Below are 17,805 nucleotides of genomic sequence, written 5' to 3'. Positions count from 1 at the left end.
TATCAAGGCTCCACTGATGCAGTACGGATCAGTCAGGAGATGTGTGGGATTTCGTCGATGTACGCGATTCGTTCGCCGTTGTGGAAGATTTCTACTGCGGTGTAGAGCGTGGCGTTGGGCGGCAGCACCCGGGTGAACCTGACTTGCGTGCAGGTGATTGTCTGAATCCATTGCCCTGGCCTTTGGTACAGGTGCAGATCCAGCAGGAGTATTGCCGGGTTGATACCCTGCGGGACTCGTACCATCAGAAAGGCCTTGATCCCTGGGTTGGCGACTTCAACGTCTCCGACGACATGAAGTTCGTCCGGTTTGGGTGGCATGGTGTCCAGCCAGGCATGCCAGTTCGTGCAGTTCGTGATCATTTTTCCGTTCCTTGAGAAATGAAGCCCGAAGCTTGAGGTACTGCGGTTTCGCATGGCGCTTCGTGTGCCATCGAATCGTATGTCGGCTGCCCAATCCTCCATATCCAAGAGCGGCGCTGAAGAGGTCGGATGAATACGACCGGAAGTCCATGGTTAAAGGTGTAGATGAGGAACGGGACAGGGCACCACGGTCTGGACGAGCGGTACCCATTGGCTGTGCCCGGGCCGTCATTTTCCCCTGACTTTTGGCGCATATCGAACGTGATCTTTATTCGTTTGCGTGTCCTTATAGGCCGCTGAAGCACTGGCGTTTTGCCGCGCTCACAAGGAGGTTCCCAGTGATAGCAAAGCTGTTTGTGACGATCGGGATTATCTTCTACGCCGTTGTGGTGCCGGTGCTGGAGATCAATGAGACTCATGTTTTCAACCCGGCCTGGGAGCCGCATGCACGGTTGCATGAGGTCTGGCAGCTGTTCACCAATACGACGATCGGTGCATTCAGCCTGTGGCTGGTGTGGTTGAAGAGCAACCTTCGCCTGTCCAGCCTGCTGACGGTGTTCGTCACGGGTGGCTTCTTGCTGGCTTACGGGCTTCGGCAGTCTTACGGTGGGTCGATGGTGCTCACCGATGGCTCGGAGAAGTTGATCCTGGGCATCAACCTGGGGCTCTTTGCCTACACCCTGGCGATCCTGCTGGCGGCGATCGCGGTTGCGATCGACCGGCGCCAACCAAGGGCGCGACTCTGAGTCAGAGCGGTTCTGTAGAAGCAAGAAAGCAGAAGCCCGGACATGGCCGGGCCTCATTGGATGGGTGCCTGTTCAGCGCGAAGAATAGGGCTTGCCTTCACGCCCCGCGTTTTCTACCGACAACCTGCGTCTACGCCTTTGAACCCAGTTCCAGAGTGCGTGCACAGGATGAATGAACATTGCCAGCACGCACAGCAGCAGGACAATGAAGATGGACATCAGACCGAGACCTTCATGGGAAAACATCGTGGGTTACTCCTGTAGTTCACTTTGTCGGTCCCGCAAGGGTAGGCACTCAGACGCTTCGCTTCATGAAGGTTACTTAAAGATAGTTTCATCTGTGCCCGAGCCATGAGGGCAGAAGAGGGCGCCGCCGGGCAGAGACAGGTACGAAAAAGCCCGGCGCTGGGCCGGGCTTTTCATGCGGGGCGATGCTGACCAACCGAGGGTATTGAAACCGATTCAGCTGGAGAGCATGAGGCTGGGTCTATCGATCATTCTTGCTCGAGGAGACGCTGGCGTTGCCCAGGCCTTTCGAGTTGTGGTCCCCGGGCGTGGTGTCCGAGATCGCAGTGGCTTTTGACAGTCCGCGGGTATCTTTGGAATGAGCCACGCCGGAAGTGGTCGAGCCATGGCCGTTGCTGTCATTACGAATGCTGCCGTAATGGTTGCCATTTTCTCCAAGATTGCGAACCGATTTGCCGGCTGGGTCGCTTTTCAGGCCGCCGTTATGACCCTTGCTGCTGACCCCTCCCGAGTGACCACCTGCCTGGCCACCATGACCACCACTGTTACCACCGCCATGCCCCCCGCCGTTGCCACCACCATTTCCCCCACCATGGCCACCACCGTCCTTGGCATAAGCGGACGTCATGGGGAGCAGAGGAGCCGCTGCCAGCATCAGTACACAGGTCACGGCAGTCACGAGATTTTTTTTCTTTAAAAGCATGATTGCTTCCATAGATAGGGAGAGGTTTGCAAGAACTAAGACGCAATCGGCTGTCTATAGTTCGGGTGTCATGACGAATGGCACCACGGCTGGATTCATGCAGAGGACTGCAGAGATGACGACTCGTTCGGTTGTAGCTGTTTTAGCAAGCGCCGCGTTTTTATTCGGCTCGACTGCCTTGTATGCGGACCCAGGGAACGGCAAGGGCAACCCCCATGGCAATCAGGGCGGACATGGCAATAAAGGCAACAAATCCCAGGACTACAAGCAGGGCGGGAGGTATGACGGCCCTCAAGTCGATGTCGGCGGTGTTCGCGTGATCATTGGCGACAGTCGTGACTACTGGTCACCCGGGCCGGCCCTGCCGCCGGGCATCCAGAAAAACCTGGCCCGAGGCAAGCCACTGCCGCCGGGCATCGCGAAAAAACTCGATGGCCGGATGCTCGGCCGCCTACCGCACTATGACGGCTATGAGTGGCAACAGGCCGGCACTGATTTGATCCTGGTCGCCATCGCGACAGGCATCATCTACGAAGTCCTGCACGACGCCCTGGACTGATTCCGGGCCGGCCCACCAGCAAGCCCGGTGCAAGACCGGGCTTTTTGCCTGACATGCGGCGTCCGGCACTCCCCCAACATCCTGATGCTGGTTCGATTCCAGTGCCCCCTGTTTTCGTTGGCTCAAGTACGGATAACCGCCTTGGCGGAGATTTTGCCGAGCCTCCTCTTCAGCAACATTCCAGCGCGATCTGATAATTGAGTGGAGCGTTTCGGAAGTGTCCTAGGGACGCCGATTTGGCTCCGTTCTAAGGTTTCAGCGTTCGCCGTGTGCGCTTTTTTGACGGGTACCGACTATCGAGCCGGCTGCGTTTCGTCCATTGAAAAAGTGCATGGCGACAGGCAGGAAGAGTGGCCTGGGTGGCTGCTCCGGACTGAACCGATCGCATGTTTGCATTCAATTAAAGGAATAAATAATGCCCACTCAAAATGTTGGTAAGTTCTTTGATTTTCGCGCCAGGGTTACCGCTCCCACGTGGACGATCGATCCTGATAATGGTGTGGGGGCGAGTGGTGTTCCCGGCGCTCCACGTCGGCGCTCCAGCGGCATGGAGCGGGTGGTCGAACTGGGTACATCGGGCCTTGATGTGCTTCAGGCGGGTGGCAGCCTTCCGCAGTTTTTCAGCGTCGAGCTGAACGAAGACAGGCTCAAGGGGGCGAGCAAGGTCCAGGCCTACTTTGATGGCATCACCAGTGATGGTGTGATCTTGATGAATGACTATGAAGAGGCCGGCTCCGCACGCAATGTGGGCGTTCAACTGCTGGACAGCGAGGGAAAAGTCGTGCTTCTGGGCCATGAAGGGCGTGCCGAATACCCGGTGGCACCGGGTTTCAGGCTGTCCTTCGCGGCAAGGTTGGTCAGCGCCAACGGGCCAGTGGAAGCCGGTGAGTTTTCCTCGTTTTCGGAGTGCGTGATCCTGTATGCCTGATGGCGGGCAAGCGGTTCACGCAGGCGTAGTCATGCGAAAAGAAGGGCGGTGGCGCTTTTTTGCTGGCGCCAACAAGGTGACGAATCGGCCATTGCCAGAAAAAACATGTGGTTATTTAAGGGCTTAGAAAATATTTAGGGTAAAAATAACCTCAAAATATATTGTTACATGTTCTTCGGGGCGTTAAGATAGCCCCGCGTTCACCTACCACGGTTTATGCATTTTTAGCCCCAAGTGTCCATCAGCTACTTGGGCTTTTTTTTGCCTGGAATTTGCCTTCGGCGGGCCTTCCCGCCACTCGATGCCACTTTGGCTCCTTCCTCAAGGGCCTCCTGCAAGGCAAAAAAAAAGCCCGCGGGGAGCGGGCCAATAGTTGAATGAGCAGGGTGGAATCTACCCGCCTGGCGCTCGGCTCACAGTGAAAGAAATTTCATCTGGCCATGCCCACCCGCAATCGCCGCCAATTCTGGCCAGCGCTGCTTAATAGCCGCCACCCATGTCTCCCGTGTCGCTGCCTGGAGCCCTGGCTTTCTGCTGGGCGTGGCTCCATTCGGCGCAAGTGAGGAAGCTTTTGTGATCGACTTTGCCGTTGCCGTCGAAGCTGACATTGAACGGCTGGTTATGACCGGCCTGGGTCAACACATAGTCGAAGCAGGTGCCGAGTTCCACGGTACGAGGGGTGACGGACACAGGTTCGCCGCCGATCTGCCGGACTTGTTCCTGGGTCATGCCGGTCTCGACCTTCGCCACCAGCGGCTGATTGCGGTAGACATGAGCGTCGCTGGTGCAGCCGGCGACGGCTGACAGCAGAGCGGTCATGACGATAAGTGTTTTGTTCATGGCAGGGCTCCCGATGGTAGGTGTCATGAAGAGACACCTGGGTGCATCAGTTGAAGTAAAGCCGAGCGACGAGGGCTGCGGGTCGTATTCGCGAAAGACGGGACGCGGGGAGGGCAGATAGACAAAAAGCCCGCATGGGCGGGCTTTTTGCAGAGGGGGAGCTGATCCGTCAGCTGCAGCCAGTGTGCGCTTGCGCTATGGCCCTAGCAACGACAGGGCGACGAAACGCAGGCCTGGGTATGGGCTGATAACGCAGTTCATGATTCGGCTCTGGCAGACCTGTCAAAACGCCATAAGCACGGCAGAAAACGCTGTTTGATCGATTACCATTCGTCAGCTGTTTTGCACCCTGCATGAGAATGGCCCTCTCATTGAAAGACATTCCATCGTGGTCGGGAGGTATCCATGAGTACGAACAGGCCAACGGGCCCGCGTTCATCCGAGCACGCTTCCGGCAAGGACGAACTGGGCTTCGACCCTGACTCTCCGGATCTGGCCGATCCGCAGGTGGACCCCATAGGTCCGGCGAAAGCGCCCAGGGACAACAGGCCGGAGAAAGAACCCAAGTCCCGGGCGTATGACCCTCTGGGAAACCTGAAGCCCAAGTGAAAGACCGGCAGCGCGTTCCCGCCCGGTGGCGATGGATGGAACCCCCACCCGCGCGGACCGGGTGTAAGGTGTTCGCGACAACCTCGGCCGATCTCTACCGAAAGGGAGGCGATTATGAGCGTTCCAATGCTGAACAAGATGCACATGAACGGCTATGACGTGGTCAGCGTCAACAGCGGCCCCTGGCGGGTCTGCACCAAGGGCGACCGTCTTGGCTCCTTTGGCACCCGGGAGGAGGCCCTGGCCTACGCGGCAGCCTTGCCGGCCTACAAGGCGAAGGCCAAGAAGGCTGCGCGAGGGGCCAATACCCGATAACCCCATCCACGACCCTGCCCGGCAGCCTGGCTTGTTCCCTGGCTGTCGGGTTTTCTTTTGCCCTCAGGCCGGCGACTGGGCCTGGGCGGATTTCCAGCCCTTGAGCTCCTCTGCGATGAAGTGTTGCACCAGGTCGCTGTAGAGCTTTTCGATGGCGTCGGCGCTCAGACCCTCGGCCTGGGCCCATTCCCGGCGTTGCAGGAGCATGGCGCGAAAGCGCTCGGGGGCGCGTACGGCAGTTTCCGAGGTCTTGAATTTCGACGCGGCCAAGACGTACCGGAAACGTTCGCCCAGCAGCTTGATGACAGCCTGGTCGAGGCGATCGATCTCGCGGCGGATATCCTCCATGCCTGCGCATTGTTCGGGGGCTCGCGACTGAATGACATCCATGTGAATACTCCAGGTGGGAAAGGATCGGCGGTTATCCGCTGGCGGATTTAATCACGGACAGGCTCGCCCTTGGCATCGCCTTGCAGGCCGCTGCGGCAACCGCGTCCGGCATGCTCTCCATGGCCACCCGCGGAGGGTCTGTTACCATCGCGTTTTTTTGCGACCCCGCCCGGGTTCAGGGCAGGGTCGCGCCGGTCAAAGGAGAATGCCGTGATTATCACTACCACCCACGCGATCGCGGGGCGAGAGATCGCCGAGTACCTGGATATCGTAAGCGCCGAGTCCGTGCAGGGGATCAACGTCGTGCGGGATGTCTTCGCCGGGATGCGCGATTTTTTCGGTGGGCGTTCCCAGACCCTGGAGCGGGCGCTGAAAGAAGCCCGGGTGCAGGCGACCGACGAGATCAAGGAGCGCGCCCGCGATCTGCGCGCGGATGCGGTGCTCGGCCTGGACTACGAGATCAGCATGCCCAGCGGCCGTGGCGGCATGGTGGTGGTGTTTGTCACCGGCACCGCTGTCAGGCTCAAGTAAGCGACGGCTACCCGCATCGCGCAGCCCCGCCCGTGTGCGGGGCTTTTTTATGCCTGGCATGCTCCGCCAGGCCGCTGCCCGGCCCTTGGCGATCGCCCATAAAAAAGACCCACCGGGGAGCGGTGGGCCAGTCGGGAGTCTTCAATAAGCGTGAGCCACTTTAGCGAAGCCTTGGCGGGTTCACAGTGAAAGAAATTTCATCATTGCTGGCGAGTGGCCGCAGCTCCCGGTTGTCCATGGTTTCAGGCGCGGCGGCTGGCGGCATTGAGCCGGCGGCACTCGCGCACGGCGTCCTCTTGCAGGTCGTAGCCATCGCCGATGAAACCATCGGTGCGGGTGTCGGCGATGCGGTACCAGTGGGCGGCGATCGGCGCGCCGTGGGCGGCTTCCCCGGCGCGTCGACCCTGGATGATGATCTTGTTGCAGCGCTTTACGACAAAAATGTCTTCCATGGCGCTTCCCTGGTTGATAGCTGCTCAGAGCAACTATAGAAGCAACTTTGAAATTCGTGCAAAAGCCTGTTCATTGGTTTTCCTCGTCCAGTCTCCAGCCGGCTGGCGTCCATTGCAGCCGGTGGCTGGGCGCCATGGCGGCGAGGAACTCGCGGTCGTGGGACACCACCAGCATCGCGCCGGGGAAATCGCGCAGGGCGCTTTCGAAGGCTTCCACCGATTCTAGGTCCAGGTGGTTGGTCGGCTCGTCCAGAAGCAGCAGCTTGGCCGGTGTGTCGCGCCACAGGGCAATCGCCAGCGCGGCTTTGAGCCGTTCGCCGCCGCTGAGCCGGCCACAGGGCTGGGTCACGCGCTGGGCGTCGAGTTGCAGCAAGGCCAGGCGGCTGCGCAGCAGGCCTTCCTGCAGTGGCCGGTCGAGGGCTCCCAGGTGGTCGAGGATCGAACGCTCGGGATCGAGCAGCGACAGGCGCTGGTCAAGGCAGGCGCTGGCCACCCGCACTTCGCATTGGCCGCTCAAGGGCTGGATCTCGCCGGCGAGCATCTTCAGCAGCGTGGACTTTCCGCAGCCGTTGGGCCCGCTGACTGCGATGCGCACGGGCCCGGTGACGGTCAGGTCGAGGTAGCTGGCAGCGGCCTCGGGCGGCAGCCAGGGCAGTTGTGCTTGGGTCAGGCAGAACACCTGTTGTCCCTGGGGCACCGCGGTGCCGGGCAGCGTCACCAGGGTTGGCGTCCGCGGTACCAGCCGCGCGTAGGCGTCGCGGACCTGCTGATCGAGACTGTCCTTGTGGCCCTGCTGGCGGTTGCGTACATGGCCCATGATGTCCCGGGCGGCGCCCTTTATCTTCATCCGTTCAAAGCTGGCTATGTTGGCAGTGTCGGCATAACGTCGGGCGCCGGCGGCGTGGCGCTGGATAGTGTCGTGCTCGCGCTGCAGGCGCTTTTGTTCGCGACTGCGTTCGGTTCGGGCGTGTTCCAGGGCAGCCCGCGCTGCGCCGTGCTCGGCTTCGCGTTGGGCGCGGAACGCCGCGTAGTTGCCGCCGTAGATTCGCGCGCCCTGGGGCGTGAGTTCGACGATGCGCTGCATCTGCGCCAACAACTGGCGGTCATGGCTGATCAGCAGCAGTCCGCCGCGCCACTGTTGAAGCTGCGTCAGCAGCCACTGGCGACCGGGCTCGTCGAGGTGGTTGCTCGGTTCGTCGAGTATCAGCAGTTGGGCATCGCTGAGCAGGGCGCCGATCACCGCGATACGCGCGCGTTGCCCACCGCTGAGACTGGCGGCCGGATCGTCGGGGCCCACCGTGCCGAGACCGGCCTCGTCCAGCAGGCGGCGCAGGCGTTCGCCAAGGTCCCAGCGCTCATCTGCCTGCGCCAGGTCGGCCATCGAGGCCTGGCCCGCGGCGAGGCGCCCGAGGGCGGCCAGGGCCTCAGCGATACCGGCGACCTGGGCGACGCTCTGGCCCTCCTGCGCCAGATGCTCCTGGGCCACATAGGCCACGCGGGCGAAGCGCGTGACGCTGCCCGAGGACGGTGAAAGTTCGCCGGCGATCAGGCGCGCGAGCACGCTCTTGCCGGTGCCATTGCGCCCGACTATGCCGGTGGGCAAGGCATCGAATGTCAGGTCGAGCGAATCGAACAGGGTTTCGCCATGGGCGAACTGGAAGGTCAGCTGGTTCAGGGAAACCAGCGCAGGCAGCCGTGTGACGTGAGTCATCAGCACCTCCGGAAAATGTCGAAAAAGGCCAACAAGCGCTGCAAGGCGGCTTGTCGCGAATACATTTCTGGAAGGCTTAGTTGTTCACGTCGGCAATCGTCCGGTGACGGGGAAGGGCGGCTAGCCTAACGCGCCAGCGTCCCGGATGACAACCCGGCGGTACCCGGGCGGCTATTGCGAAAAGCCTCAGGCCTGCTGCGTCAGGCGCTCGAGAAACATCCTCAGGCCGACTTCCTCGGCCCGCAGCCCTTTGCGTTTGCGCGGCCTCGGCAGGGCGGCCAGATGCCCCTGCACGAAGCCCTCGAGCAGCGCTGGATGGATGTAGCACTTGCGGCACACGGCGGGGGTATTGCCCAGTTGCCGGGCGACGTCCTTGACCATCTCGACGATGTGCTTTTTCGCATCGGCTTCGGGTTCCCAGCGCAGCTCGCGCAGCACCGCCAGGGCCAGGGTGCTGCCGGCCCAGGTGCGGTAGTCCTTGGCCGTGAAATCGGCACCGGTCAGCTCCTGCAGGTAGGCGTTGACGTCGGAGGAGCTGACGCTGTGGCGCTCGCCGTTCTCGTCGAGGTACTGGAACAGGTTCTGTCCGGGCAGCTCCAGGCAGCGCTTGAGGATCCGCGCCAGGCGCGGGTCCTTGACGCTGATCTGGTGTTCGATGCCGCTCTTGCCGCGGAACTGGAAGAGGATCGAGCTGCCTTTGATTGCCACGTGCCGGTTGCGCAGGGTGGTCAGGCCGTAGGAGCGGTTGTCGCGGGCGTACTGGCTGTTGCCGACACGAATCAGCGTGGCGTCGAGCAGGCTGATGACCGTGGCCATGACCTTGTCGCGGCTGAAGCCGGGCGTGGCCAGCAGGGCCTCCAGTCGCTGGCGCAGGCGCGGCAGGGCGCTGCCGAATTCCAGCAGGCGCGAGTACTTGTCGGCGTCGCGCACTTCCCGCCAGCGCGGGTGGTAACGGTACTGCTTGCGCCCGCGAGCGTCGCGGCCGGTGGCTTGCAGGTGACCGCGCGGGTCGGCGCAGATCCACACCTGGGTATAGGCCGGCGGCACGGCCAGGGCGTTGATCCGCTGGATCTCGTCGGGCGCCCGGATACGCTGGCCTTGCGGGTCGAAATAGACGAACGTGCCGCGCACTTTCTTGCGGCTGATCCCCGGCTGCGTGTCGTCGACGTAATGCAGGTCCGTTGGCAGGTCTTGGTGCAGTGGGCTGTCGGGCATGGCGGAATCCTTGGCAATCAATCGATCAGGCCTGTCTGGCGATTGACCGCGGCGCGGCACAGGGGTGCCAACCCATTTGCCGGGGACTCAGGCGAGCACGGCCACCGCCTTGATCTGGGCCCAGAGTTGCTGGCCCGGGTGCAGCTCCAGCTGGTCGCGGGAATAGCGGGTGATCCGTGCCAGCAGCGGGTTGCCGGCGACATCCAGGCGCACCAGGACATGCGCGGTGTTGTCGGCGGGGATTTCGCCGCTGACCGTCACCGGCAGGCGGTTGAGGATGCTGCTGTGCTCGCCCGCTTGCAGGCTGAGGCTGACGTCCCGCGCCTGGACCTTGAAGCGCAAGTGCTTGCCGATGACCATCGGCGCATGGGCGACCCGCACCCGCAGCTGGCTGCCGGGCAGTTGCAGGGCGAGCAACTGGTAACCGGCGTCGTAGTGGCTGACCTGGCCTTCGATCACTACCCCGGCGTCGTCGCCCAGGGCCAAGGGTAGGTCGAGACGGGCCAGGGTTTCGCCGATCGGCCCGCTGGCCAGGGCGCGGCCGTTCTCCAGCAGGACGATATGGTCGGCCAGGCGCGCCACTTCATCCTGCGAGTGACTGACGTACAGCACCGGGATTTCCAGCTCGTCATGCAGGCGTTCGAGGTACGGCAGGATCTCGCCTTTGCGTTTGCTGTCGAGGGCCGCCAAGGGTTCGTCCATCAGCAGCAGCCGCGGGCTGGTGAGCAGCGCGCGGGCAATGCCGACACGCTGGCGTTCGCCGCCGGACAGGTTGTGCGGGTGGCGCCGCAGCAGGTGGCCGATGCCCAGCAACTCGCTGGCCTGGGCCATGTCCACACGACGCTGCGCGCGTGGGATGCGTTTGAGGCCGAACTCCAGGTTGGCCTGCACCGACAGGTGGGCGAACAGGCTGGCTTCCTGGAACACATAACCCAGGGAGCGTTTGTGCGGCGCCACGAACAGTTGGCGCTGGCTGTCCTGCCAGACTTCGTCGTTGATCCGCACCAGGCCCTGTTCGGCCTGTTCCAGGCCGGCGATGCAACGCAGGCAGGTGGTCTTGCCGGAGCCGGAGTGCCCGTACAGCGCGGTGACGCCACGGCCTGGCAGCTGCAGGTCGAGGTCGAGGCTGAAATCTTTATAGGTGCGCTTGAGGCGCACATGGATCGATGCACTCACGACTCAACTCCAGCCAGCGCGGGGGTTGCGGCTGGCGTACAGCGCCAGCAACACCAGGAACGAGAACACCAGCATGGCACCGGCCAGCCAGTGGGCCTGGGCGTATTCCAGGGCTTCGACGTGGTCGTAGATCTGCACCGAGACCACCCGGGTCTTCTCGGGAATATTGCCGCCGATCATCAGCACCACGCCGAACTCGCCGACGGTGTGGGCGAACCCGAGAATGGCCGCGGTGATGAAGCCGGGCCTGGCCAGCGGCAGGATCACGCTGAAGAAGGTGTCCCAGGGATTGGCGCGCAAGGTCGCCGCCACTTCCAGCGGACGGCTGCCGATCGCGGTAAAGGCGTTCTGCAGCGGCTGCACGACAAAGGGCATGGAATAGATCACCGAGCCGATCACCAGGCCGCTGAAACTGAAGGTCAGGGTGCCCAGGCCGAGGGCCTGGGTGAGCTGGCCGATGGAGCCGTTGGGGCCGAGGGCGAGCAGCAGGTAAAAGCCGATCACCGTCGGCGGCAGGACCAGGGGCAGGGCGACGATGGCGCCGATCGGCCCCCGCAGCCACGAGCGCGTGCGCGACAGCCATAACGCAATCGGCGTACCGACGATCAGCAGGATCAGGGTCGTCAGCGACGCCAGTTGCAGGGTCAGCCAGATGGCGGAAAAGTCGGCACTCGATAGCGGCATTTAGCGTTGGTAACCGTAGGACTGGATGATGGCAGCGGCTTTCGGTCCCTTGAGGTAGTCAACCAGGGCCTTGGCCGCTGGGTTGTCCTTGCCCTTGTCGAGGATCACCGCGTCTTGTTTGATCGGGTCGTGCATCTCGGCCGGGACTATCCAGGCCGAGCCGCTGCTGACTTTGCCGTCTTTGTAGATCTGCGACAAGGCGACAAAGCCCAGTTCGGCGTTGCCGGTGGAGACGAACTGATAGGCCTGGGTGATGTTCTGGCCTTCGACGAGCTTGCCCTTGACCTGCTCGGTCAGGCCCAGCCTGGCCAATACCTGGGTGGCGGCCAGGCCGTAAGGCGCGGCTTTCGGGTTGGCGATGGACAGGTGCTGGTACTGGTTGGCCTTGAGCACCTGGCCCTGGCTGTCGACGTAGCCAGCCTTGGCCGACCACAGCGCCAGGGTGCCGATGGCGTAGGTGAAGCGCGAGCCTTTGACGGTGGCGCCTTCGCTGTCGAGTTTTTCCGGGGTGCTGTCGTCGGCGGCGAGGAACACTTCGAACGGCGCACCGTTCTTGATCTGGGTATAGAACTGCCCGGTAGCGCCATAGGCGGCCACCAGCTTGTGCCCGGTGTCTTTCTCGAAGTCGGCGGCGATGGCCTGGATTGGCGCGGTGAAGTTGGCGGCGACCGCCACCTGCACTTCAGCGGCCTGGGCCGGGCCCAAAGCGCAGGCGGCGAGCAAGGCGGCAAGGCAGGTCGGGGCAAAACCTGAGAGACGACGGTTCATGAACAGCTCCATTGGCGAAGGGACGTTGAGCGGTTGGCGGTATTGGAAATGGACGGCACCGGGGGTGGGTGAAACGCTGTATACGGAAATATATAGCGAATCGCCAGCGAACGGAACTGCAAAGGTCGCGCGGCCTTGAGGGCAAATGGAGGTTTTGCGCAAAACGCCGCGACCGCAGTCGCGGCGTGCCGGGTTTAGCGGCCGGTCAGCTTGGCCAGGGCCTGGGCGGCCAGGGTGCGGGTCAGTTCCGCGGTCGGTAGTTCGACCCCGAGGCGCAATGCCTGGCCGGACCAGAGGCTGGCGAAGTCGGCGTCGTCCTTGGCGCGCAGCGGCATCAGCGCGCCACCGGCGAGGGGGAAGGCCGGCGCCAGGGGGCTGATCGGGCCGATGTCGCGCATCACCCGGTTGAGAATGCCCCGCGCCGGGCGCCCGGTGAACAGGTTGGTCAGGGCGGTTTCGCTCTCCTTGGCGGTACGCAGGGCCTTGTGGTGGGCGGCACTGACCTTGGCTTCCGGGGTGAACAGGTAGGCGGTGCCCAGTTGCACCGCCGAGGCACCGAGGGCAAAGGCCGCGACTATGCCGCGGGCGTCGCCGATCCCGCCGGCGGCGATCACCGGCACCCGCACCGCATCGACGATCTGCGGCACCAGGGCCATGGTGCCGACCTGGCTGTTGAGGTCTTCGCTGAGGAAGATCGCCCGATGGCCGCCGGCCTCGTAGCCCATGGCGATGATCGCATCGCAGCCGTGCTGTTCCAGCCAGACGGCTTCATCGACAGTGCTGGCCGACGACAGGATCTTCGCCCCGGTGGCCTTGACCCGCGCGAGCAGGGCCGGCTCCGGCAGACCGAAGTGGAAGCTGACGATTTCCGGGCGCAGTTCTTCCACCAGTTCGCAACTGACGGTGTCGAAGGGCGCGCGGCTGCTGACCGGGGTCGGCGCATCGAAATCGACGCCGAGCTCGCGGTAGTAGGGTTCCAGGGTATTTTTCCAGCGGGTTTCCCGTTCCGGGTCGGGTGTCGGGTTCTGGTGGCAGAAGAAATTCAGGTTCAGCGGCGCGCGGGTCGCCTGGCGGATGCTCTGGACATCCAGGCGGATCTGCTCGGCCGTCAGCATGGCGCAGGGCAGGGAACCCAGGCCTCCCGCCTGGGCGGCGGCGATCACCATGGCGGTAGTGGTCGCGCCGGCCATCGGCGCCTGGATGATCGGCAGTTCGATGCCGAGCAGGTCGAGAATACGGGTGTCAGGCCATTGGCTCATGTTGAATGATTCTCCGACGTCAAAAAAAGAAGGACGGCAACCCGGGGTTTGTATCAGGTGACAGGCGATCAAGGCCAGTCGACTTTGGCCGCTACCCGGGTTGCCAGCGATAACGCTATCGCGGGCAAGCCTCGCTCCTACAGACAGGACAGGGCGCGAGTGTCCTACGACGAAAAGAGCGTGGATTTTTTGCGCCCGGGCTGGGAAGGTGGCGACTTTGTAGCCTGAAACTCAAGTTCACGGCCCGGCCATGGGCCTGGTGGGAGGCAGTGATGTTCAAGGGTATCTTGATCGAGAAAGACGACGCCGGTTATCGCGCGGCGCTGCGTGATATTGGTGAAGAGCAGCTGCCCGAGGGCAACGTGACGGTGCGGGTGGCCTACAGCACCCTGAACTTCAAGGACGGCCTGGCCATCACCGGCAGCAGCCCGGTGGTGCGCAAGTTTCCCATGGTGCCGGGGATCGATCTGGCAGGCATTGTCGAGTCCAGCAGCCACCCGGACTATCAGCCCGGCGACTCGGTGCTGCTCAACGGTTGGGGCGTGGGCGAAGGACATTGGGGCGGCCTGGCGCAGAAGGCGCGGCTGGACGGCGACTGGCTGATTCCCTTGCCCCAGGCGTTCAGCGCGGCCGAGACCATGGCTATCGGTACGGCGGGGTACACGGCGATGCTCAGTATCCTGGCGCTGGAGCGCCATGGCCTGACCCCGGGCCAGGGCGAGGTGCTGGTCACCGGGGCCAATGGCGGGGTCGGCAGCTTTGCCATAGCCCTGTTGGCCCGGCTGGGTTATCGGGTGGTGGCGTCCACCGGGCGCATTGCCGAGCAGGACTACCTCAAGCGCCTGGGCGCCAGCGAGGTCATCGACCGCGCCAGCCTGTCCGCGCCGGGCAAGCCGTTGGCCAAGGAGCGTTGGGCGGCGGTGATCGACTCGGTGGGCAGCCATACCCTGGCCAATGCCTGCGCCAGCGGCACCGTGGCCGCCTGCGGGCTGGCCCAGGGCATGGACTTCCCAGCGTCGGTGGCGCCCTTCATCCTGCGGGGCGTGACCCTGGCCGGGATCAACAGCGTGACCCAGCCCAAGGCCCGGCGGATCGAGGCCTGGCAGCGCCTGACCCGCGATCTGGACCCGGCCCTGCTGCCGTTGATCAGCCATGAGATCGGCCTCAGCGAAGCCATCGCCGCCGCGTCGCGCCTGTTGGCCGGCGAGCTGCGCGGGCGCGTGGTGGTGGATGTGAATCGCTGATACCGTGCGCGCCGATCACCCAGATAAACGCCAGACAGGAGTACCCAGCATGGATGTCAAACTGCGAGAGGTTCAGCCGTTCTGTGTCTCGGGCTTGCAGGTACGCACCTGCAATGCCGACGAGCAACAAGCGGACAGCGCGCGGATCGGGCCGATGTGGGAGCGGTTTTTTGTCGAAGGCTTGTTCGACAGCATCGGTCACCGGCAGTCGGACTCGTTCATCTACGGCCTGTACTCCAACTACGAGTCCGATGCCTCGGGGCACTTCGATGTCACCGCCGGCGTAGCGGTGGGCGAAGGCAACGCCGGTTATCCGTTGGTGCAGGTGCAGGGCGGCGAGTACCTGGCGTTCTCCGCCAAGGGGCCGATGCCGGACGTGGTGATCCAGACCTGGGGCCTGGTCTGGGCTTACTTCGAGGACAACCCGCAGGTCCGCCGGCGCTTCGCCACGGACTTCGAGGTGTACACCGGGCCGGAATCGGTGTCGGTGTACATCGGCATTCAGGCCTCGGACGAGTTCTCGCGTTCGAGCAACTGACGCTTGCGCTCCACGCCCCAGCGGTAGCCGGACAGGTTACCGTCGCTGCGCACCACCCGGTGGCAAGGGATCGCCACCGCCAGGCTGTTGGCCCCACAGGCCTGGGCCACGGCGCGAAAGGACTTCGGCGCGCCGATACGCTGGGCGATCTCGGCGTAGCTGGCGGTGCTGCCCGGCGGAATCTCCTTGAGGGCCAGCCACACCCGCTCTTGGAACGCCGTGCCTTGCAGGTCCAGCGGCAGGTCCAGGCCAATGGCCGGTGCTTCGATGAACCCCACCACCTTGGCCACCAGTTGCTCGAAACCCTGGTCGGCGCCGATCAGGTTGGCCCGTGGAAATTTGTCCTGCAGATCCTGCACCAGGGCATTGGGGTCGTCGCCCAGCAGGATCGCGCAGACCCCACGATTACTCTGGGCGACCAGAATCGCCCCCAGGGAGCACTGGCCGACGGCGAAGCGGATATCGGCGTTCAGGCCGCCGGCGCGGTAGTCGCTGGGTTTCATGCCGAGCAACTGGTCGGCGGTTTCGTAGAAGCGGCTGTTGGAATTGAAGCCGGCGTCGTACAGCGCGTCGGTCACCGAGTGGCCGTGCTCCAGTTGGCGCCGCACCCGCCGCGAACGGTGGGCGCTGGCGTAGCCTTTCGGGGTCAGCCCGGTGGCGGCCTTGAACACCCGGTGAAAGTGGAAGCTGCTCATGCCGGCTTGCTCGGCCAGCTGTTTCAGGCTGGGCAGCGTTTCGGCCGACTCGATCTGCCGGCACGCGGCGGCCACCAGGCTGGCATGGTGCGCGGCCACCTGGGTCTGGTCGCTGGCGCTGCGTTTGCTTGGCCGGTAACCGGCGGCTTCGGCTTGCTCCGCGGTGTCGAAGAATTCGACATTCTCCGGCCGTGGCAGGCGCGACAGGCTGCTGGGGCGGCAGTAGACCCCGGTGGTTTTCACCCCATAGACGAACTGGCCATCGGCGCTCGCATCACGGGCCAGGACGGCGAGCCAGCGTGGATCGCTGGCGGTGGTGGGCTTGGGCTGGACCATGGTCATGGGCTCTACTCGGTGGCGGATGTCGCTCAGATTAACCAAGGGCAGGGTGCCTGGCACTCCGAGTCTTGCGCTTGAATTCTCGCGGGATCAACCGGCCCGGCGAAAAGTCAGGTTGATGCGCCGTGGGCCCAGCAGCGGGTGCGTGCCTTCCTTGAGTGGCAGCACGCCGTGATAACGCAGACGGTCGACACCGCCCCAGACCACCACATCGCCATGCAGCAGCGGCACCCGCAACGGGCGGTCGCTGCGGCGCTCGCCACCCAGCTGAAACACCGCCGGCAAGCCCAGGGAGACGGAGACGATCGGTGCATCGTAATCGCGTTCGTCCTTGTCCTGGTGCAGGGACATGCGGGCGCCGGGCACATAGTGATTGATCAGGCAGGCGTCCGGTTCGAACCCGGCAAAACCGGCCTGGGTCGCGGCGGCCCGGGCCAGTTCGCGCAACACCTCGGGCATCGCCGGCCAGGGCTGGCCGCTCTGCGGATCGATGGCGGTGTAACGGTAGCCACTGCGGTCAGTGGTCCAGCCCAGCTGGCCGCAACTGCTCAGGCCCACCGACATGGTGAAACCGCCCGGCGTGACCATCTGCCGGAACGGCGCGGCGCGCAGCACGCCGCGCAGGGCCGGCAGCAGGCGCTTGACCCAGGGCAGGGCGAAGCCGCGAAGCACAAAGGACTGCGGGCCGACCTGTTCGGTGCGCGGGGCCTGTTGCGGCTCGGGTTCGCCGAACAGCTCGCCGGTGAAATTACTGGGCATCGTGGAAGATCACTCCTAGCGTATGGCGGCGACCGCTGTGCAGGCGGCTGACGCCATGGCGCAACGTCACCCGGTAATGGCCGCGCACGCCGGCTACCGGACGATGATGCACGGCGAAGATCAGCGCATCACCCTGCTTCAGACCGATGACCTGCGGCCGTGACTGCATGCGCGGGCGCTGTTCGGTGATGACGAATTCACCGCCAGTGAAATCGATCCCGGGACGGGACAGGAGGATCGCGACCTGCAAGGGGAATACGTTGTCGCCATACAAGTCCTGGTGCAGGCAGTTGTAATCCTGTGGGCCATATTGCAGCAACAAGGGCGTCGGCCGCTGCTGACCGGCGGCGTGGCAGCGCTGGAGAAAATCTTCATGCCGGGGCGGATATTGCACGGGGATATTCATCAGCTGGTTCCAGCGATTGGCCAGCGGCACCAGGCGCGGATAGAACTGGCCGCGCAATTCGGCGACCCGTTGCGGCAAGGGGTAGGCGAAATACTGGTATTCGCCGCGGCCGAAACCGTGCCTGGCCATGACCACCCGCGAACGAAACAACTCGCTGTGGGGATACAGACTGCCGAGCTCATGACATTGCTCGGCGCTGAGCAGGTTGCCGATCACCGCGCTGCCGTCCTGGTCGAGCTGCTGCTCGATCGAGGCCCAGTCCAGGCAGGCGAGACGTTGTTCGAGGGAGGGGGCGGACATGCTGGCGGTTCCCGGAGTAGAGGCTGAGGC

The 17,805-nt window shown here is 63.6% G+C and carries 22 protein-coding genes; 8 read left to right on the top strand and 14 right to left on the bottom strand.

What is annotated here, in order from left to right; genetic code table 11:
* Positions 1 to 32 precede the first annotated feature (32 nt).
* On the bottom strand, positions 33 to 362 hold the full coding sequence (locus tag AC07PQ_RS01085; RefSeq protein WP_007921696.1) for a hypothetical protein: 330 nt from the start codon (positions 360 to 362) through the stop codon (positions 33 to 35).
* 338 nt (positions 363 to 700) lie between these two features.
* Here AC07PQ_RS01085 and AC07PQ_RS01080 point away from each other — a divergent pair, with 338 nt between their 5' ends.
* Positions 701 to 1,108, top strand: a complete 408-nt coding sequence (locus tag AC07PQ_RS01080; protein ID WP_007921697.1) for a hypothetical protein — start codon at positions 701 to 703, stop codon at positions 1,106 to 1,108.
* Positions 1,109 to 1,595: 487 nt separating this feature from the next.
* On the opposite strand, the gene AC07PQ_RS01075 is transcribed toward AC07PQ_RS01080, so the two are convergent.
* Positions 1,596 to 2,057 (bottom strand): hypothetical protein, encoded by a 462-nt coding sequence (locus AC07PQ_RS01075; protein ID WP_007921699.1) that lies wholly within the window; start codon positions 2,055 to 2,057, stop codon positions 1,596 to 1,598.
* Between the two features lie 115 nt (positions 2,058 to 2,172).
* Here AC07PQ_RS01075 and AC07PQ_RS01070 point away from each other — a divergent pair, with 115 nt between their 5' ends.
* Positions 2,173 to 2,616: an anti-virulence regulator CigR family protein gene (locus AC07PQ_RS01070; protein WP_007921700.1), complete on the top strand. Its 444-nt coding sequence runs from the start codon at positions 2,173 to 2,175 to the stop codon at positions 2,614 to 2,616.
* A 415-nt stretch (positions 2,617 to 3,031) separates the two neighbouring features.
* A complete protein-coding gene (locus tag AC07PQ_RS01065) occupies positions 3,032 to 3,544 on the top strand; it encodes a fimbrial protein (protein ID WP_493184739.1) in 513 nt (170 codons plus the stop codon).
* A 480-nt stretch (positions 3,545 to 4,024) separates the two neighbouring features.
* Here the strand turns inward: AC07PQ_RS01065 and osmE are convergent, their stop codons facing one another.
* On the bottom strand, positions 4,025 to 4,384 hold the full coding sequence (gene osmE / locus AC07PQ_RS01060) for an osmotically-inducible lipoprotein OsmE (protein ID WP_493184740.1): 360 nt from the start codon (positions 4,382 to 4,384) through the stop codon (positions 4,025 to 4,027).
* Between the two features lie 405 nt (positions 4,385 to 4,789).
* On the opposite strand from osmE, the gene AC07PQ_RS01055 reads away from it, so the two are divergent.
* Both AC07PQ_RS01055 and AC07PQ_RS01050 read left to right on the top strand, forming a co-directional pair.
* Positions 4,790 to 4,993 carry a DUF6021 family protein gene (locus AC07PQ_RS01055; protein WP_007921703.1) on the top strand — a complete coding sequence of 68 codons (204 nt, stop codon included), beginning with the start codon at positions 4,790 to 4,792 and terminating at the stop codon, positions 4,991 to 4,993.
* A 114-nt stretch (positions 4,994 to 5,107) separates the two neighbouring features.
* Entirely contained in the window at positions 5,108 to 5,308 is a 201-nt protein-coding gene (locus AC07PQ_RS01050) for a hypothetical protein (protein WP_007921704.1), read from the top strand.
* A 63-nt stretch (positions 5,309 to 5,371) separates the two neighbouring features.
* Here AC07PQ_RS01050 and AC07PQ_RS01045 read toward each other — a convergent pair whose 3' ends face one another.
* Positions 5,372 to 5,698 (bottom strand): isochorismate lyase, encoded by a 327-nt coding sequence (locus tag AC07PQ_RS01045; RefSeq protein WP_007921706.1) that lies wholly within the window; start codon positions 5,696 to 5,698, stop codon positions 5,372 to 5,374.
* Between the two features lie 210 nt (positions 5,699 to 5,908).
* On the opposite strand from AC07PQ_RS01045, the gene AC07PQ_RS01040 reads away from it, so the two are divergent.
* A complete protein-coding gene (locus tag AC07PQ_RS01040) occupies positions 5,909 to 6,229 on the top strand; it encodes a YbjQ family protein (RefSeq protein WP_007921708.1) in 321 nt (106 codons plus the stop codon).
* 242 nt (positions 6,230 to 6,471) lie between these two features.
* Here AC07PQ_RS01040 and AC07PQ_RS01035 read toward each other — a convergent pair whose 3' ends face one another.
* The 7 genes from AC07PQ_RS01035 to AC07PQ_RS01005 all read right to left on the bottom strand — a co-directional run bounded on the left by AC07PQ_RS01035 (position 6,472) and on the right by AC07PQ_RS01005 (position 13,494).
* The gene (locus AC07PQ_RS01035) at positions 6,472 to 6,681 is read right to left on the bottom strand and encodes a hypothetical protein (protein ID WP_007921709.1); all 210 of its coding nucleotides are present in this window, start codon (positions 6,679 to 6,681) and stop codon (positions 6,472 to 6,474) included.
* 70 nt (positions 6,682 to 6,751) lie between these two features.
* Positions 6,752 to 8,392 (bottom strand): ABC-F family ATP-binding cassette domain-containing protein, encoded by a 1,641-nt coding sequence (locus AC07PQ_RS01030; protein WP_493184741.1) that lies wholly within the window; start codon positions 8,390 to 8,392, stop codon positions 6,752 to 6,754.
* 186 nt (positions 8,393 to 8,578) lie between these two features.
* On the bottom strand, positions 8,579 to 9,607 hold the full coding sequence (locus tag AC07PQ_RS01025) for a DNA topoisomerase IB (RefSeq protein ID WP_101338220.1): 1,029 nt from the start codon (positions 9,605 to 9,607) through the stop codon (positions 8,579 to 8,581).
* A gap of 87 nt (positions 9,608 to 9,694) precedes the next feature.
* Positions 9,695 to 10,783 carry a molybdenum ABC transporter ATP-binding protein gene (gene modC / locus AC07PQ_RS01020; protein ID WP_101338219.1) on the bottom strand — a complete coding sequence of 363 codons (1,089 nt, stop codon included), beginning with the start codon at positions 10,781 to 10,783 and terminating at the stop codon, positions 9,695 to 9,697.
* A 3-nt stretch (positions 10,784 to 10,786) separates the two neighbouring features.
* Complete coding sequence (gene modB / locus AC07PQ_RS01015; RefSeq protein ID WP_493184742.1) at positions 10,787 to 11,467, bottom strand: molybdate ABC transporter permease subunit; 681 nt, start codon at positions 11,465 to 11,467, stop codon at positions 10,787 to 10,789.
* Positions 11,468 to 12,235 carry a molybdate ABC transporter substrate-binding protein gene (gene modA, locus AC07PQ_RS01010; RefSeq protein ID WP_009044231.1) on the bottom strand — a complete coding sequence of 256 codons (768 nt, stop codon included), beginning with the start codon at positions 12,233 to 12,235 and terminating at the stop codon, positions 11,468 to 11,470.
* 194 nt (positions 12,236 to 12,429) lie between these two features.
* Entirely contained in the window at positions 12,430 to 13,494 is a 1,065-nt protein-coding gene (locus tag AC07PQ_RS01005) for an NAD(P)H-dependent flavin oxidoreductase (protein WP_493184743.1), read from the bottom strand.
* Between the two features lie 272 nt (positions 13,495 to 13,766).
* On the opposite strand from AC07PQ_RS01005, the gene acuI reads away from it, so the two are divergent.
* Both acuI and AC07PQ_RS00995 read left to right on the top strand, forming a co-directional pair.
* Entirely contained in the window at positions 13,767 to 14,738 is a 972-nt protein-coding gene (gene acuI, locus AC07PQ_RS01000) for an acrylyl-CoA reductase (NADPH) (protein ID WP_493184744.1), read from the top strand.
* A gap of 49 nt (positions 14,739 to 14,787) precedes the next feature.
* Positions 14,788 to 15,276 (top strand): GyrI-like domain-containing protein, encoded by a 489-nt coding sequence (locus AC07PQ_RS00995; protein ID WP_493184745.1) that lies wholly within the window; start codon positions 14,788 to 14,790, stop codon positions 15,274 to 15,276.
* On the opposite strand, the gene ada is transcribed toward AC07PQ_RS00995, so the two are convergent.
* The 3 genes from ada to AC07PQ_RS00980 all read right to left on the bottom strand — a co-directional run bounded on the left by ada (position 15,240) and on the right by AC07PQ_RS00980 (position 17,775).
* Entirely contained in the window at positions 15,240 to 16,313 is a 1,074-nt protein-coding gene (ada, locus tag AC07PQ_RS00990) for a bifunctional DNA-binding transcriptional regulator/O6-methylguanine-DNA methyltransferase Ada (RefSeq protein WP_493184746.1), read from the bottom strand. The genes AC07PQ_RS00995 and ada overlap by 37 nt on opposite strands.
* An 87-nt stretch (positions 16,314 to 16,400) precedes the next feature.
* On the bottom strand, positions 16,401 to 17,069 hold the full coding sequence (gene alkB, locus AC07PQ_RS00985) for a DNA oxidative demethylase AlkB (protein WP_493184747.1): 669 nt from the start codon (positions 17,067 to 17,069) through the stop codon (positions 16,401 to 16,403).
* The gene (locus tag AC07PQ_RS00980) at positions 17,059 to 17,775 is read right to left on the bottom strand and encodes a 2OG-Fe(II) oxygenase (protein ID WP_493184748.1); all 717 of its coding nucleotides are present in this window, start codon (positions 17,773 to 17,775) and stop codon (positions 17,059 to 17,061) included. Before AC07PQ_RS00980 ends, alkB begins: the two co-directional genes overlap by 11 nt.
* Between the last annotated feature and the right edge of the window lie 30 nt (positions 17,776 to 17,805).

It is taken from the genome of Pseudomonas sp. GW821-FHT09E12 (assembly GCF_059416085.1).
This window is presented reverse-complemented; position numbering and strand designations above follow the sequence as displayed.